The following is a 15,573-nucleotide window of genomic DNA, read 5'->3' on the forward strand; positions in this document are numbered from 1 at the left end:
ATTCCGGGGCAGAAGATGAGTGCCATCGCGACGAATGTGCTGGCCGAGGTGCCGGTGGGACTGGCTGGAAGCGTCGACGCTCCCCGGCTCTCGACCGATTTCCTCAACCGCTACAGCGAAGCCCTGATGCTGATCGAGATGGCCGGCATGGACGAGAGTCTCGTCGCCGATCTCCAGGCCTGGCAGAGCATCAGCTATCGCGAGCATTTCCGACGCTCGCCCTTGCGTTGCGCGGCTTCGGCGCTGGCGGCCTATGACCGCATCGATCCCGTCCACGCGAGCGCGTTCGAGGATGTCTGCCGATCGATGACCCGGCTGGTGCGCACCGTGACAGCTTTGCTTGCAGAGACGCCGCAACCGAAGGAGCTGCCGATGATCGTCAACGTGGCGAGCGATGCGCTGCGCCGGCAGATCGCCCGCGCCACGCAGTTCATCAACGCCAACGGCATGATCGACATCACGGCCGTCGAGGATGCTGTTCTGCAAGCGCAGATCGACGCGCTGTTGACGCGCTGATCACGCTTTCCGCCGCGCCCCGACGAGGAACTCCCGGTTGCCGTCGCCGCCGTCGATCGGGGAAGGGATCGGTCCGTCGACCGTGAAGCCAAGCGCACGCAACGCCGTGACGATGTCGTCGCAGACCTGACGCTGAATCGCTTCGTCCCGGACGATGCCCTTTTTGAGGGCGGCGCGGCCGGCCTCGAACTGGGGCTTGATCAGCGCCGCGATGCCGGCAGCCGGCGCGAGCAGCGCGGCCACGGCCGGCAACACCAGCTTGAGCGAGATGAAGCTGACGTCGATCGCGGCGAGGCTCGGCCGCGCCGGCAGGGCTTCCGAAGCCAGCGTTCGGATGTCCTGGCCTTCGAAGCTGGTGACGCGCGGATCGGTCCGCAGCGAATTGTGGAGCTGGTCGCGCCCGACATCGACGGCGACGACCTGGCGTGCGCCGCGCTTCAGCAGGAGGTCGGTGAAGCCGCCGGTCGAGGAGCCGACATCGAGGCAGACCAGCCCTTGCGGATCGAAGCCGAAGGCATTGAGGGCGCCTTCCAGCTTGAGGCCGCCGCGCGAGACGTAAGGGTGAGGCGCCTCGGCGGTCAGCTCGGCGTCATCAGCCACCATTTCCGAGGCCTTGCGTACCGGCCGGCCGGCGACGCTGACGAGCCCGGCGGCGATAGCGGCCTGCGCCCGCGCGCGGCTCTCGAAGAAGCCGCGCTCGACGAGCAGTTGGTCCGCACGGCTTTTCATGGGTGAATATCAGGCGCGCTTGACGACGTTCGGCGCCCCGAGCGCGCCATCGACGGCGGCGACGATGCCGGCAGCGTCGAGCCCGGCGGCGGCATACATCGCGTCGGGTTTGTCGTGATCCTGGTAGACGTCAGGCAGGGTCAGCGTCCGCACCTTCAGGCCCGCATCGAGCGCGCCGCTGCGCGCCAGCAGATGCAGCACATGGCTGCCGAAGCCGCCGACCGAGCCTTCCTCGATCGTGATCAGGATCTCATGCTCGCGGGCGAGCTTGAGGATCAGCGCTTCATCGAGAGGCTTGGCGAAGCGCGCATCGGCGACCGTGGTCGAGAGCCCGCGCTGGGCCAGCAGATCGGCTGCCTTAAGCGCTTCCGCCAGGCGCGTGCCGAGCGAGAGCAGGGCGACGCGCGTCCCTTCACGCACGATGCGGCCCTTGCCGATCTCCAAGGGCATGCCGACATCCGGAATCTCGACGCCGACGCCTTCGCCGCGCGGATAGCGGAAGGCGATCGGCCCTTCGTCATAGGCGGCGGCGGTCGCGACCATATGGGTGAGCTCGGCCTCGTCGGCCGCCGCCATCACCACCATGTCGGGCAGGCAGGCGAGATAGGCGATGTCGAAGGAGCCGGCATGGGTTGCGCCATCCGCGCCGACAAGCCCGGCTCGGTCCAGCGCAAAGCGAACGGGGAGCTTCTGTAGCGCCACATCATGGACGATCTGGTCATAGGCGCGCTGCATGAAGGTGGAGTAGATCGCGACGAAGGGCTTGTAGCCCTCGGTCGCGAGCCCGGCCGCGAAGGTCACCGCATGCTGCTCGGCGATGCCGACGTCGAAGGTGCGCGAGGGAAACTCCTTGCCGAAGGCATCGAGCCCGGTGCCGGACGGCATGGCGGCGGTGACGGCGACGACCTTTTCGTCCTCCCGCGCCTGCTTGATCAGCGCGTTGGCGAAGACGCCCGTGTAGCTCGGCGCATTCGCCGGCGCCTTGGCCTGCAGGCCGGTCACGGGATCGAACTTGACGACGCCGTGATATTTGTCGGCGCTGGCCTCGGCCGGGGCGTAGCCCTTGCCCTTCTGCGTCACGACATGGACGAGGATCGGCCCGTTCCCGGCGTCGCGGACGTTGCGCAGCACCGGCAGCAGATGGTCGAGATTGTGCCCGTCGATCGGCCCGACATAGTAGAAGCCGAGCTCCTCGAACATCGTCCCGCCGGTCCAGAAGCCGCGGGCATATTCCTCGGTGCGCTTCGCCTTGTCGTGGAAGAAGCGCGGCAGCCGCTCGGCGAGCTGCTTGGCGACTTCGCGCAGGGAACGATAGGTCCGGCCCGAGACCAGCCGCGCCAGATAGGCCGACATCGCACCGACCGGCGGGGCGATCGACATGTCGTTGTCGTTGAGGATGACGATCAGGCGCGAACCGAGCGCACCGGCATTGTTCATGGCTTCATAGGCCATGCCGGCCGACATAGCGCCGTCGCCGATCACGGCGATGACGTTGTTGCGCTCGCCCTTGAGATCGCGCCCGACGGCCATGCCGAGCCCGGCGGAGATCGAGGTCGAGGAATGGGCGGCGCCGAAGGGATCGTATTCGCTCTCGGAGCGCTTGGTGAAGCCGGAAAGGCCGCCCGGCTGGCGCAGCGTGCGGATGCGCTCGCGCCGCCCGGTCAGGATCTTGTGTGGATAGGCCTGGTGACCGACATCCCAGATCAGCCGGTCGCGCGGGGTGTCGAAGACATGATGCAGCGCGACGGTGAGCTCGACCACGCCGAGCCCGGCGCCGAGATGTCCGCCGGTGACGGAGACGGCGTCGATCGTTTCCAGCCGCAGCTCATCCGCCACTTGCCGAAGCTGGGCATCGTCGAGCTCTCGCAGATCGGCGGCATCGTGGATCGTGTCGAGCAGAGGAGTCGCAGGGCGTGGCACGAGGCTGTCCGGGCTCGTTGGAATGGTTCTGTCCTGAAATAGTGCCTGCGCGCCGCGCTGGCAAACCACGGTTGGGATCTGCCTCTGCATCGGCGAGGCAGCATCTTCCCACGAAACGGGTGGTTCCCACGCCGGCAAGGCTTTTCAGTGTCCTCACGACTGCTTCTGAGGACATCAAGCGATGAACCCGACCGATATCACACCTCTGCCGGCGGCATTCAGGCGCATCGGCTGGTCCAATCTCTCTGCCCAGTTCTCGGAGCAGATCGCGCTGGCCGCCGCACCCTTGGCTGCGGTTCTCCTGCTCTCGGCCGGCCCGGCCGAGACCGGCTGGCTGCAGACGGCACAGACTTTGCCCTTCCTTCTGCTGTCGATTCCCGCAGGGCTGATGGTCGACCGTGCCTCGCGGCGCCGGCTCATGGTCGGCACGGAAGCGCTGCGTGCGCTGTCGCTGCTCGCCATTCCGTTGCTGCTGGTCTCCGGTGGCCTCAACCTCACCTGGCTCGCCGTGCTCGGCGCGCTCGGCGCCGTCGGTACGGTCTGCTACAGCGTGGCGGCACCGGCCTTCGTTCCATCCGTGGTGCCGCGCGCCCGGCTTGCGGACGCCAATCGCTGGCTGGAGCTGGCGCGCAGCGCCGCCTATGCCGGGGGCCCGGCGCTCGGCGGGGCGCTCGTCGGATGGATCGGCGTGTCGACGGCTTACGGTCTGGCGGCCGGGCTCTCGATCCTCGCCGCGCTCCTGCTGGCCGGCCTGCCGAGGGATGAGGCACCGTCCGGCCCACGACGCGATCTCCTGCACGATTTGAAGGAGGGCGCTCGCTTCGTCGCCGGCCACGATCTGCTCAGGCCGATCCTGGTGACGGCGGTCTTCTTCAACGTCTCCTGGTTCGTCTTCCAGGCGGTCTATGTGGCATACGCCGTCCAGAATCTCGGCCTCGGTGCGACCGAGGTCGGCGTCACCCTCGGCATCTACGGCGCGGGAATGATCGTCGGCGCTGTCCTCGCCCCTCATATTGCGCGGCAGGTCACTTTCGGGACGCTGATCCTGCTCGGGCCGCTCGCCGGCCTTTGTGCAGCCGCCGTGATGCTTGCGACGCTCTGGATTCCGTCCGTCAATCTGGTCGGCACGAGCTTCTTCCTGTTCGGTGTCGGGCCGATCATCTGGACGATCTCGACGATGACATTGCGGCAGGCGGTCACTCCCAATGCGATGCTCGGTCGTGTCTCTGCCTTGATCATGACGGCGACCTTCGGCGCGAGGCCGCTGGGTGCCGCGATCGGCGCATCCGTGGCGGCGCATTTCGGCATCGCCGCGTGCCTGGGGCTCGCGACGGCGGGCTTCCTGGTTCAGCTGCTCGTCATCGCTTTTTCCCAGGTGCCGAGGCTGCGGGACCTGTCCGAGATTGCCTGAACGGGGCGGCGGCAGCCGGCCGACTGTTTCAGCCCTCGGGCAGCGGAATGAACTCCTTGTCGTCGCCGGGCACGGTGTCGAAGCGGCCGGTCTTCCACTCCTGCTTGGCCTGCTCGATGCGCTCCTTCGACGAGGAGACGAAGTTCCACCAGATATTGCGGGGGCCGTCCATCGGCTCGCCGCCGACCAGCATCAGGCGGCTCTGGTCGACCGCGAGGATGGAGATGCGGTCGCCCGGCCTGAAGACGAGCAACTGGCCGGCGCCGAACTCCTCGCCGGCGATGTCGATCTTGCCCGAGACGATATAGACTGCGCGCTCGTCGTAGTCGGGGTCTAGCGGCAGGATGGAACCGGGCGAGAGCACGGCTTCGGCATAGAGCGCCTCCCAGGGGAACTGCACCGGCGAGGTCTGGCCATAGGCCGAGCCCATGATCAGGCTGATGCGCTTCCCGCCTTCGACGATCCTCGGCAGCTCGGGCGCACCGTGATGCACGAATTGCGGGGCGATCTCCTCATGCGTCTTCGGCAGGGCGAGCCAGGCCTGGATGCCGTAGAGCTTCGGGCCCGTGGCCCGCGCCTCCAGTCCGGTCCGCTCGGAATGGACGATGCCGCGCCCGGCGGTCATCAGGTTGACCGCGCCTGGCTTGATCGCCAGCGCCGTGCCGAGCGAGTCGCGGTGCATGATCTCGCCGTCGAAGAGATAGGTGACCGTCGAAAGGCCGATATGCGGATGCGGGCGGACGTCGAGCCCTTCCCCGAGATGGAATTCGGCCGGCCCCATCTGATCGAAGAAGATGAAGGGGCCGACCATGCGCTGGCCGATCGCGGGGAGGGCGCGGCGGACCTGGAAACCGCCGAGATCGCGCGTGCGTGGCACGATCACCTTTTCGATGGCCTCGCAGGAGCGGGCATCGCCCAGGATCGGGTCGTCGGCGGGCAGTTGCGACATGGCGGCCTCCTTGGTTGGGACGAAGCGTGATCCCGATCGCGCTCGCGGGCAAGCAGGCCGGCTGCAACCGGCCGCTGGCAGAGGCGCAATCTCAAGGTCCCCGCTGTCGGGGCCGCAGCCGTTCCGGGTCAGCCGTCGACGTCGAGCGGCGTCGTGCCCGTCGGTTTGCCGTCGGCGCCGAGCGTGATGCGCTCGATGCGGGCTTCCGCCTGCTTCAGAAGCGCGTCGCAGCGCGCTTTCAGCGCCTCGCCGCGCGTATAGATCGCGATCGATTCCTCAAGCGGCACGTCGCCGCGCTCCAGCCGCGCGACGATGCCTTCGAGCTCCTTCATCGCCGCCTCGAAGGGCAGGGCCGCGATATCGGCATTCGGATTGTCTTGAGACTTGCTGTCTTGGCTCACGGACCGATTCCTCTTTGCCGTGAGCTTATCGGCCGGAGCGCGCCTTGCCGCAACCCGGTTCGTCGGAGGCCGATCAGACCGGCAGCGCCGAGGTCTTCTTGATGGTGCGCAGCGTCAGTGTCGACTGGACGCGCGTGACGCCCGGCAATTGCGTGATGATGTCGGTGTGGATGCGCTCGAAATCGGCGCTGTCGCGATAGATCACGCGCATCAGATAGTCATGTGCGCCGGCGAGCAGATGGCATTCGAGGATCTCCGGTAGGCTCTGCACCGCCTGCTCGAAGCTTTCCAGCGAGGCGCGGCCCTGCTGGTCGAGCGTGACGAAGACGAAGGCCGTGCCGGGAAAGCCCGCGATCTTGTCGTCAAGCATCATCGCATAGCCGCGGATCAGGCCGCTTTCCTCGAGCTGCCGCACGCGCCGCAGGCAGGCCGAGGGCGACAGATGCACCTTCTCGGCGAGGTCGGAATTGGTGATGCGGCCGTCCTGCTGGAGAAGCCGCAGGATGGCGCGGTCGCGCGAGTCGAGCTCGATCATCATGGTCACTGCGGAAACCTCCCGCGCGATGCATCGTCGCAAATTTCGTCCGATGCAAGCAATCTTCTGCGTTGATCTTGGGCGGATGCGCTTACATCCGCAGCTTCTTGCCTTGACCTTGCAGGAATATGCGCGGCCGCGCAGGCCGATTCAGGCCAGGGGCATGGCGAAAGGCGTGCCTTCGAAAGCATCGGCGCCGCGACCGATTCGTCCGATCGCACGGATCATCCGGCCGCGACGGCCGAGCACCGCGTCGGCGAGGGCGATGAGCCGGGCATTGGGCGTCGCTGAGGGAGCGGCGATCCTCAGCGCGTCGGCGGCCTCCTCCTCGTCGCGGCTGGGGTTGAGCGCACAGGCGGCGATATAGGCTGCAGCCGTCGAGCGGCTGATGCCCGCCCAGCAATGAATCACCATGGGCGCCTCACGGTCCCAGTCGCGCAGGAAGGCGATGAGCCGCTCGACATGGTCCTGCCCGGCCAGGACATGGCCCTCCAGCGGCGTGCTGATATCCGACATGCCGAGGAAGAGGTGGCGGTTTGCATCGATCCCTGCCGGTCGCTCGACGGGCGTGCCGGCATTGATCAGCGTCACGAGATGGCGGGCGCGGACGGCGGCGACGGTCTCGCTCAACCTGGACAGCGGGCAAACGTGAAGGCTTGGCAAGGGACGGCTCCGGATGTCTCGGCGCGAAACCGGTGGGGCAGACGATAGCATGATCGACAGTGCCGACGTCTCCATGACATGGAAGCCGCGACCCATCGACCCGCCACGGCGAAAGCTCCCATGAATCTCTGGCTCCGGCTGATCTGGCTCCTGCTGACGACCCGTTTCCGTCCGGGACTCGCCTTGCCGGGGGAGGCGTCCGTTCTGCCTTTCCGCGTCTGGTTCCACGATCTCGACACCAGCCTGCACATGAACAATGGCCGCTACTGGGCGCTGATGGATCTCGGCCGGCTCGATCTGATGCTGCGCAGCGGGCTGTGGCGGGCGGTGCTGCGCCATCGCTGGCTGCCTGTGGTCAATGCCGGCACGATCCGCTTCCGCCGCGAAATGCGCCTGTTCCGGCCGTTTCGGCTGGAAACCAGGATCCTGTGCTGGAGCGAGAACTGGCTGGTGATGCAGCACCGCATGCTGATGCGCGGTCGCGATGGCGGGGAGATCGTCGCGGCCGTCGCGCTGGTCCGCGCAGCGCTCTACGACAAGGGTGCCCGGGCCTATGTGCCGGTCGCGCGCCTGCTCGGCGAGATCGGCATCGACGTGGAAAGCCCGGCGCCGACCGCGGAGGTGGCGGCTTTCCTCGCCTCCGAGGAATCCATGCGCAGCGCCGCCTCGGGGGCTGGCTGAAAGCGGCTATTCCGCCGCCAGCCGCGTCGCGCGCCACTGCGCCAGCAGGGCGCGCAACGCCGCGGGCTTCAGCGGCTTGTTCAGCAGATAGACGTCGAGCGCATTCGCCGCCTCGCGGACATGCGGCGTCCTGTCGGCGGTGAGCAGGATCGCCGGCATCGGCGTCCGCGCCCGCGCCCTCAAGGCACTGATCGCGGTGAGCCCGTTGCCGTGGTCGAGATGATAATCGGCGATCAGCACATCGGCTTCGCCCTTGCCGCCGACATGCGGCAGGGCTTCTTCCAGGCTCGGCGCGGTCCTGACCTGGCAGCCCCAGCCTTCGAGCAGCCGTTTCATCCCGTCGAGAATGGCAGGCTCGTTGTCGATCACCAGCAGCCGCATTCCGGCGAGCTGGCCGGCCGGGGCCTGCCGCGGCGCGGCCCCGGTCGCCATCGCCGGCAGGGGCGCGGCGCGCGGCACCAGCACCGAGAAGCGCGTCCCGCGCCCGGGCGCCGAATCGAGCGTCAGCCCATGGTCGAGCGCGCGCGCGATACGCTGGACGATCGATAGCCCAAGGCCCAGGCCGCGCGCCACCTTGGCACCCTGGTCGAGCCGCTGGAACTCGCGGAACACGGTCTTCTGCTTGCTCTGCGGGATGCCGAGGCCGGTGTCGATCACCTCGACCGCGACCTGATTGCCCCGGCGGCGGCAGCCGATCAGAACCTTGCCGTTCGGCGTGTATTTGATCGCGTTCGAGATCAGGTTCTGCAGCAGCCGGCGCAGCAGGCGCCGGTCCGAGCGCAGCGCGAGGCTGGTCGGCATGAAGACGAGCTTCAGGCCCCTCTCCTGGGCGCTCGGCTCGAACTCGCGCTGGAGCTGGCGCATCAGTTCGTCGAGGCGGAAAGAGGACAGCTCGGGCTTCAACGCGCCGCCATCGAGCCGCGAGATTTCGAGCAGCGCGGTCAAGATCTCCTCGACCGCATCGAGCGAGGCATCGATGTTCTCGGCGAGATCGGGCTCGCCGGCGGAGCGGTCGCGCTCGACCAGCGAGGTCGCATAGAGCCGCGCGGCATTCAGCGGCTGCAGGATGTCGTGGCTGGCGGCGGCGAGGAAGCGTGTCTTCGAGGCGTTCGCGGCTTCGGCCTCCGCCTTGGCGCGCTGGAGTTCGGTATTGACGTGCAGCAGCTCCTCGGTGCGCTCGGCGACGCGCTTCTCGAGGCTCTCATTGGCGCGTTCGAGTTCTTCCTCGCCGGCCACGGTCTCGGTGATGTCGGTGTAGGTCGTGACGAAGCCGCCATCCGGCAGGGCGTTGGTGCGGACCTCGATCACCTTCTTCGAGGGATAAAGCTTGAGTCGCACGGGCTCGCGGTCCTTGATGAAGCTCTCCAGCCGCGCCGCCATCAGCTCGTCCTGCGCGCCATCGCCGTAGGCGCCGCGCGCCGCGTTGAAGCGCACGATCTCATCGAGCCCCGTGCCGAAGCGCACCAGCGAGGGCGGCAGGTCGTAGAGCTGGATGAAGGCCTGGTTCCAGGCGAGCAGCCGCAGGTCGCGGTCGAGCACCGTGATGCCCTGGCCGGCATGGTCCAGGCCGTGCTGCAGGATGTCGCGGTTGTACTGGAGGGCGGCGGAGGCGTCGTCGAGCAGCTTGAACGCGGCCTCGGTCGAGAGGTTGCGCCGCTTCAGCAGGAGGGAGAGCACGAGCCGCGACGAGGCCGCGCCGATTGCCGAGGAGAGCAGATGTTCGCCGAAGCGCAAGAGATGGATGTCGGCGTCTCGATTCGAGTCCGACGTTTCGCCGCGGCTGGAGTTGAAGCCCTCAAAGGCCCGCTCCGTGCGCTCCTGCCCGAGATAGCGCGCGATCGTCGCCTGGAGCTCGCCTTCCGTGATGCTGGTCCGCCAGAGCGAGAAGGACTGGGCCATGGCTGCGGGCTGCGACTCGACGAAGGCGTTGGCCTGCAGCCGCTCCATCGCGTTTGCGGGCCTGAGCAGCGAGAAGCCGACATAGGCGAGGATGTTGAGGCCGAGGCTCCAGAACACGCCATGCGGCAGCGCCGGCCAGTCGAGCCCGAACAATGCTTCCGGCCTGAGGCTCTGCGCGCCGAAGGGCCCCTGCGCGACGACCTCGCTCCACCAGCCGCCGGGCAAGGCGAGGCTCGGCATCAGCAGGGTGTAGGCCCAGACGAGCGTGCCGATCGTCAGCCCGGCCGTCGCGCCGAGGGCAGTGCCGCGGCGCCAGAACAGCCCGCCGAAGAAGGCCGGGGCGATCTGCGCCGTCGCGGCGAAGGAGAGCAGGCCGATCGAGACCAGCGCCGCCTCGCCCGAGGCCCGGTAATAGACATAGCCGAGCAGGATCACGAGGAAGATGCCGAGGCGGCGGATGATGACGACCTGTGAGCCGAGATCGCCGCCCGTGCTGCCATTGCCGTCGCTGAACAGTCGGCGGGAGCGGGTCGGGTCGCTCAGCGCGCGCCGCACGCGCAGCAGCACCGGCATCACGATGTGGTTGGAGATCATGATCGCGAGCGCGACGGAGGCGACGATCACCATCGCCGTCGCCGCCGAGAGGCCGCCGACGAAGACAAGGAGTGCGATCACGCCCGCGTCGCGCTGCAACGGCAGCAGCAGCACGGTCATGTCGCGATCGATCCCGCTGCCGGGCATCATGATCTCGCCGGCCGCCGCCAGCGGCAGCACGAACAGGTTGATCAGCACGAGGTAGAGCGGGAACATCCAGGCCGCCCGCCGCACGTCGCGGACGTCGCGGTTCTCCACGATCGTCATGTGGAACTGGCGCGCCAGCAGCAGCGCCGCGCAGCTCGACAGCAGGGTCAGCGTCAGGAAGTTCGGCCAGCTCGAGGTCCGCTCCCAGATCGGCACCATCCCCTGTGGTGGGTTGGCTGCCTGGGCGAGCAGATCGCCGGGGCCGCCGAACAGGCCGTAGACGATGAAGAAACCGAGCACGAGGAACGCTACGAGCTTGATCAGCGATTCGACCGCGATCGCGAGCACGAGCCCGTCCTGATGCTCGGTGGCGTCGATGTGGCGCGTGCCGAAGGCGCAGGCAAATCCGGCGAGCACGATCGCGACGACGAGGGGCAGGTCGCTCAGCAGCGGCACGCCCGGCACCAGCGCATGCCCGCCCGTCGCGGTGAGAAAGACCGAAAGCGAATTGGCCACGGCCTTCAGTTGCAGCGCGATATAGGGCAGCGCGCCGATGACGGCGACGATGCAGGCCAGCGCCGCCACGCGCTCACTTTTGCCATAGCGCGCGCCGACGAAATCCGCGATCGAGGTGATGTTCTGCGATTTGGCGATGCTGACGATGCGCGCGACGAAGCGGTGTCCGAGGCCGATGACGAGGATCGGCCCGACATAGATCCCGAGGAAGTCGAAACCGGCGCGATTTGCGAAGCCGACCGAGCCGTAGAAGGTCCAGGAGGTGCAGTAGACGCCGAGCGCGAGCGCATAGATCGTGGTGCGCGCCCGGCCGGTCATCAGCTTGCGCCCCGAAGTGTCGGCGATATGCGCGACGGCGAACAGCCCGCAGAGATAGGCGAGCGCGACCAGGATGACGGTCCACGCCGGAATCATGCCGTGATCCCTGGGGCGACGATGCGCGAGCGAGGCCGGAGTTCAGGCGCCATGAGCTTCCGCTTCGAGTTTTGCGGCAGTTTATCGGACGCGTTCCGAGCCCGCCATAGGACAAAGGCGCAAGTCATCCCCAGCTCTTTGCCGCAAAAGCCCCGATGCGCCTGATTCGGCCGGGCATTAGGCTTTTCCTGCTCTGTCGGGTTGGTCTAGCGTTCGGGACCGGCTGACGGGAAAGTGTCGTCTGCTAGCTCAGGGGTCCAGCATGCTGAAGGAATTCAAGGAATTCGCCCTGAAGGGCAATGTCATCGACCTCGCCATCGGCGTGGTCATCGGCGCGTCCTTCGGCAGGATCGTCGATTCTCTCGTCCAGGACATCATCATGCCGTTCATCGGCGCGCTCGGCGGCGTCGATTTCTCGAATTACTTCTTCGGCCTCAATCGTGCCGTTACGGCGCCTGTTCTGGTGGAGGCCAAGAAGCAGGGCGCCGTTCTGGCCTACGGCAACTTCGTCACGGTGGCGATCAACTTCGTGATCATCGCCTTCGTCCTCTTCCTCGTGGTCAAGGGCATCAACCAGCTCAAGCGCAAGGCTGAGGCCGCCCCGGCGTCGCCGGCTGCGCCCCCGGCCGATGTCGCGCTCCTCACCGAGATCCGGGACCTGCTCAAGCAGCAGAAGAACGTCTGACGCATTCGCCTGCGTGGCCGCGATTCATCACGGCGGCCGATTGACCCGATCTCGCGATTTCATGCCAGCCGGCGCCGCGATCGGCTAAAGGAGGGCATCGAATGTCGCGAGGTCGATGCTGATGAACACCGCCACTCTGCCCGGCAGCACCCTGGTCGCGGAGCTCCGCCCGGAAGCCGTCAACGCACCGGAAAGCGGCATTGTCGAGGTGATGAACTACGGCCGGCTGCGGCCGGGCCTGATCCCGCTCTGGGTCGGGGAGGGCGATCTGCCGACCCCGTCCTTCATCAGCGATGTGGCGGCGCGCTCGCTCGCTGCCGGCGAAACCTTCTACACCTGGCAGCGCGGCATTCCCGAGCTGCGCGAGGCGCTGGCGCGCTATCATGAGCGCCTCTACGGGCAGAGCTTCTCGCCCGAGCGCTTCTTCATCACCGGCTCGGGCATGCAATCGGTCCAGATCGCGGTCCGCATGATCGCCGGACCCGGCGACGAGCTCATCATCCCGACACCGGCCTGGCCCAATTTCGGCGCGGCGGTCAGCGTTGCCGGAGCGCGCACGGTTTGTGTCCCGATGGACTATGCGCAGGGCCGATTCACGCTCGATCTCGACAAGCTCGCCGGCGCGATCACGCCGAAGACGCGCGGCATCCTGATCAACTCGCCCTCCAACCCGACGGGCTGGACCGCAACCCGCGGGGAGCAGGAGGCGCTGCTCGCGCTCTCGCGCAAGCACGGCATCTGGATCATCGCCGACGAGATTTATGGTCGCTTCGTCTTCGACGGTTCGGAGCGCGCCCCCTCCTTCCACGACATCATGGGGCCGGAGGACCGCGTCGTCTTCGTCCAGACCTTTTCGAAGAACTGGGCGATGACCGGTTGGCGCATCGGCTGGATCGAGGCGCCGGAAGCCTTCGGCCAGGTCATCGAGAACCTGATCCAGTACTCGACCTCCGGCTCGCCGGTCTTTGTGCAGCGGGGCGCGGTCGCAGCGCTCGACGATGGCGAGGGCTTTGTCGCCGAGCAGATCGCGCGCGCCGCCGAAGGCCGACGCATCATTTTCGAAGGTCTCAAGGCGACGAATCGCGTGGCGCTCTCGGCGCCGGTCGGGGCGTTCTACCAGTTCTTCTCGGTCGATGGCCGCGACGATTCCCGCAAGCTGGCGCTCGAATTGGTCGACAAGGCCAATGTCGGCCTCGCTCCCGGCACGGCCTTCGGCCCCGGCGGCGAAACGGGGCTGCGCCTTTGCTTCGCCCGCAAATCCTCCGATCTGGTCGAGGCGGTGGCCCGGCTGCAGCAGGCTCTGGCGACGATCTGAGCCGCCGCGCCCGCAGCGCAGGGCAGCCTTGCGCGGAGCAGCCCGCTCGCCGATTGACCCGTGCCGCGCCTGCCGCCATGAACGCTCCGGCGCTGCCCCGATCGGCGCGCCCGGAGCGCAATGAGACCCTTCGGCTACCCCACGAACCGGCTGACGATCCTCTGGCGGGAGGCGCTCGTCATTGCGTTGGCAGCCCTGGGCGGTGGCTTGTTCGCGTTGCTCGGCATGCCGGCCGCCTGGCTCTCGGGCTCGATGCTGCTGAGCACGGCCGTGGCCCTGCTACGCCCGCTCCCGACACTGCGCCGGCCCTGGTTCGACGCGACGATGGTGCTGTCCGGCACCATTCTCGGCTCCTCCGCCACGCCTGAGGCGCTGGCCGCTGCCGCGCGCTACCCTGCCTCGCTCGCCGTGCTCCTCGTCGGTGTCGCCGCGATCATGCTCGCGACCGGTGCCTATCTGCGTCATGTCGCGCGCTGGCCCTGGATCGACGCGCTGCTCGCCGCTGCCCCCGGCGCGCTATCGACCGTGCTCGCCGTGGCCCAGGCCAAGGGCGCCAATATCGGGCGCATCTCGGTGGTTCAGCTGTTCCGGCTGCTCGTCCTGGTCGCCTGCCTTCCCAGCCTCATGCAGGCGACCGGCATTTCTACCGGAGCTCCCATCCCGGTTGCGCTGTCGATCAGCCCCGGCACCATGCTGTGCGTGACGATGGCGGGGTTGCTGCTTGGCCTCGGCCTCGATCGGCTGGGGCTCTCGGCACCGCTGATGTTCGGCGCGACCTTCGCCAGCGCGATCCTGCATGGCAGCGGCCTGATCGAGGGCACGCTGCCGCAGCCGGTCCAGATCGCCGTGCAGATCCTGCTGGGCTCGACGATGGGCGGGCGCATTGCGCATATTCCGCGCAAGGAGCTCAAGGGGCTGTTCCCGCTGGCGATCGGCGGCTTCGCCGTCTCGATCGGCGTCGCCTTCCTGTTTGCCTGGCCGGCGGCCTGGCTCGCCGGCACATCCTACGCCAGCGGCATGGTCGCCTTCGCGCCGGGCGGGCTGGAAGCGATGGCGATGCTGGCTTTCGCGATGGGGCTCGACACGCTCTATGTCGGCGCTCACCACCTCGTGCGCTTCGTCATCATCGGCCTTGCCATGCCGCTGCTGCTGACGCGGGTGAAGAACGAGCCGCCACGCTGAGGCAAGTCGCGGCGGCGTTCAGCCGCCTGGCCGCATCGCGCCGTTGGTGTGCGTCATCACGGAATAGAGCGAAGTCGTGCCGCAGATGAACAGGCGGTTGAGCTTCGGCCCGCCCCAGCAGACATTCGCTACGATCTCCGGGATCGCGACCTTGCCGATCAGCGTGCCGTCCGGGTGGTAGATGTGGACGCCGTCGGCGGCACTCGTCCAGATGCGACCTTCGCTATCGAGGCGAAAGCCGTCGAAGAGCCCGGCCGTGCAGGTGGCGAAGACCTTGGAAGCGCCGAGCGTGCGCCCGTCGCTGCCGATCGTGAAGCTGCGGATATGCCGCGGTCCGTTCTCCGGATCGTGGCTCGCGCCTGTATCGGCGATGTAGAGGACGTCCTCGTCGGGCGAGAAGGCGAGGCCGTTCGGCTTGACGAAATCATCGGAGACGATGGAGATCTCGCCGGTCTTTCCGTCGATGCGGTAGACGTTGCAAGCACCGATCTCGCCCGGCGCCTTGTCGCCCTCGTAGTCGGTCAGGATGCCGTAGTCGGGATCGGTGAACCAGATCGAGCCATCGGACTTCACCACCACGTCGTTGGGCGAGTTCAGCCGCTTGCCGCCATAGTGGCTCGCCAGCACGGTGATCGAGCCGTCATGTTCGGTGCGCGTCACCTGCCGCCCGCCATGCTCGCAGGTGACGAGCCGGCCTTCCGCATCGACGGTGTTGCCGTTGGAGTTGCGTGCCGGCTGGCGGAAGGTGCCGACATGGCCGGAAAGCGCATCGTAGCGCAGCATGCGGTTGTTAGGGATGTCCGACCAGACCAGCGAATTGTGCGCCGGGAACCAGGCCGGTCCCTCCGACCAGCGCGCGCCCGTCCACAGCCGCTCGACACGTGCCGAGCCCGGGATGACGCGGTGGAACCGCGGATCGAGGACCGAAACCCCTGTGCCTTCGAGCACGCCGAACATGTCATCCCTCCCTTGCCACCGCATCGTCATTCTCGGGCGAAGCGAAGCGCAGACCCGAG

14 protein-coding genes are annotated in these 15,573 nt (G+C 67.5%); 6 read left to right on the plus strand and 8 right to left on the minus strand.

From position 1 onward, the window contains the following. Positions 1-15 precede the first annotated feature (15 nt). Positions 16-516, plus strand: coding sequence for a hypothetical protein (locus tag AC1DNE_RS09305; protein WP_441468730.1), 501 nt, complete (start codon positions 16-18; stop codon positions 514-516). On the opposite strand, the gene AC1DNE_RS09310 is transcribed toward AC1DNE_RS09305, so the two are convergent. After that, the gene (locus AC1DNE_RS09310; protein WP_441468729.1) at positions 517-1,245 is read right to left on the minus strand and encodes a TlyA family RNA methyltransferase; all 729 of its coding nucleotides are present in this window, start codon (positions 1,243-1,245) and stop codon (positions 517-519) included. It lies immediately after the preceding gene. A gap of 9 nt (positions 1,246-1,254) precedes the next feature. Next, positions 1,255-3,165 carry a 1-deoxy-D-xylulose-5-phosphate synthase gene (gene dxs, locus AC1DNE_RS09315; protein WP_441468728.1) on the minus strand — a complete coding sequence of 637 codons (1,911 nt, stop codon included), beginning with the start codon at positions 3,163-3,165 and terminating at the stop codon, positions 1,255-1,257. Between the two features lie 181 nt (positions 3,166-3,346). On the opposite strand from dxs, the gene AC1DNE_RS09320 reads away from it, so the two are divergent. After that, on the plus strand, positions 3,347-4,576 hold the full coding sequence (locus AC1DNE_RS09320; protein WP_441468727.1) for an MFS transporter: 1,230 nt from the start codon (positions 3,347-3,349) through the stop codon (positions 4,574-4,576). 28 nt (positions 4,577-4,604) lie between these two features. On the opposite strand, the gene AC1DNE_RS09325 is transcribed toward AC1DNE_RS09320, so the two are convergent. From AC1DNE_RS09325 to AC1DNE_RS09340, 4 genes are all read right to left on the minus strand, one after another. Further along, on the minus strand, positions 4,605-5,525 hold the full coding sequence (locus tag AC1DNE_RS09325) for a pirin family protein (protein WP_441468726.1): 921 nt from the start codon (positions 5,523-5,525) through the stop codon (positions 4,605-4,607). Between the two features lie 128 nt (positions 5,526-5,653). After that, entirely contained in the window at positions 5,654-5,926 is a 273-nt protein-coding gene (locus AC1DNE_RS09330) for an exodeoxyribonuclease VII small subunit (protein ID WP_441468725.1), read from the minus strand. Positions 5,927-5,999: 73 nt separating this feature from the next. Further along, positions 6,000-6,464 (minus strand): Lrp/AsnC family transcriptional regulator, encoded by a 465-nt coding sequence (locus AC1DNE_RS09335; RefSeq protein WP_441468969.1) that lies wholly within the window; start codon positions 6,462-6,464, stop codon positions 6,000-6,002. A gap of 147 nt (positions 6,465-6,611) precedes the next feature. Then, positions 6,612-7,124 carry a tyrosine phosphatase family protein gene (locus tag AC1DNE_RS09340; RefSeq protein WP_441468724.1) on the minus strand — a complete coding sequence of 171 codons (513 nt, stop codon included), beginning with the start codon at positions 7,122-7,124 and terminating at the stop codon, positions 6,612-6,614. 120 nt (positions 7,125-7,244) lie between these two features. On the opposite strand from AC1DNE_RS09340, the gene AC1DNE_RS09345 reads away from it, so the two are divergent. Then, positions 7,245-7,805, plus strand: coding sequence for a thioesterase family protein (locus AC1DNE_RS09345; protein WP_441468723.1), 561 nt, complete (start codon positions 7,245-7,247; stop codon positions 7,803-7,805). 6 nt (positions 7,806-7,811) lie between these two features. Here AC1DNE_RS09345 and AC1DNE_RS09350 read toward each other — a convergent pair whose 3' ends face one another. Beyond that, entirely contained in the window at positions 7,812-11,375 is a 3,564-nt protein-coding gene (locus AC1DNE_RS09350) for a hybrid sensor histidine kinase/response regulator (RefSeq protein WP_476764928.1), read from the minus strand. Positions 11,376-11,637: 262 nt separating this feature from the next. Here AC1DNE_RS09350 and mscL point away from each other — a divergent pair, with 262 nt between their 5' ends. The 3 genes from mscL to AC1DNE_RS09365 all read left to right on the plus strand — a co-directional run bounded on the left by mscL (position 11,638) and on the right by AC1DNE_RS09365 (position 14,557). Then, positions 11,638-12,060, plus strand: a complete 423-nt coding sequence (gene mscL, locus AC1DNE_RS09355; protein ID WP_441468721.1) for a large conductance mechanosensitive channel protein MscL — start codon at positions 11,638-11,640, stop codon at positions 12,058-12,060. Positions 12,061-12,181: 121 nt separating this feature from the next. After that, positions 12,182-13,375: a pyridoxal phosphate-dependent aminotransferase gene (locus tag AC1DNE_RS09360; RefSeq protein ID WP_476809046.1), complete on the plus strand. Its 1,194-nt coding sequence runs from the start codon at positions 12,182-12,184 to the stop codon at positions 13,373-13,375. 120 nt (positions 13,376-13,495) lie between these two features. Beyond that, the gene (locus AC1DNE_RS09365; protein ID WP_476764930.1) at positions 13,496-14,557 is read left to right on the plus strand and encodes an AbrB family transcriptional regulator; all 1,062 of its coding nucleotides are present in this window, start codon (positions 13,496-13,498) and stop codon (positions 14,555-14,557) included. 18 nt (positions 14,558-14,575) lie between these two features. Here AC1DNE_RS09365 and AC1DNE_RS09370 read toward each other — a convergent pair whose 3' ends face one another. Further along, positions 14,576-15,514: an SMP-30/gluconolactonase/LRE family protein gene (locus tag AC1DNE_RS09370; RefSeq protein WP_476764931.1), complete on the minus strand. Its 939-nt coding sequence runs from the start codon at positions 15,512-15,514 to the stop codon at positions 14,576-14,578. Positions 15,515-15,573 lie beyond the last annotated feature (59 nt).

The organism is Allobosea sp. 05L423 (genome assembly GCF_056397745.1).

Bases quoted from the DNA above. Each gene is read 5' to 3' on its own strand.
- AC1DNE_RS09305 (WP_441468730.1), top strand. From the start codon at position 16: ATGAGTGCCATCGCGACGAATGTGCTGGCCGAGGTGCCGGTGGGACTG.
- AC1DNE_RS09310 (WP_441468729.1), bottom strand. From the start codon at position 1,245: ATGAAAAGCCGTGCGGACCAACTGCTCGTCGAGCGCGGCTTCTTCGAG.
- AC1DNE_RS09320 (WP_441468727.1), top strand. From the start codon at position 3,347: ATGAACCCGACCGATATCACACCTCTGCCGGCGGCATTCAGGCGCATC.
- AC1DNE_RS09325 (WP_441468726.1), bottom strand. From the start codon at position 5,525: ATGTCGCAACTGCCCGCCGACGACCCGATCCTGGGCGATGCCCGCTCC.
- AC1DNE_RS09335 (WP_441468969.1), bottom strand. From the start codon at position 6,464: ATGATGATCGAGCTCGACTCGCGCGACCGCGCCATCCTGCGGCTTCTC.
- AC1DNE_RS09345 (WP_441468723.1), top strand. From the start codon at position 7,245: ATGAATCTCTGGCTCCGGCTGATCTGGCTCCTGCTGACGACCCGTTTC.
- AC1DNE_RS09350 (WP_476764928.1), bottom strand. From the start codon at position 11,375: ATGATTCCGGCGTGGACCGTCATCCTGGTCGCGCTCGCCTATCTCTGC.
- mscL (WP_441468721.1), top strand. From the start codon at position 11,638: ATGCTGAAGGAATTCAAGGAATTCGCCCTGAAGGGCAATGTCATCGAC.
- AC1DNE_RS09360 (WP_476809046.1), top strand. From the start codon at position 12,182: ATGAACACCGCCACTCTGCCCGGCAGCACCCTGGTCGCGGAGCTCCGC.
- AC1DNE_RS09365 (WP_476764930.1), top strand. From the start codon at position 13,496: ATGAGACCCTTCGGCTACCCCACGAACCGGCTGACGATCCTCTGGCGG.
- AC1DNE_RS09370 (WP_476764931.1), bottom strand. From the start codon at position 15,514: ATGTTCGGCGTGCTCGAAGGCACAGGGGTTTCGGTCCTCGATCCGCGG.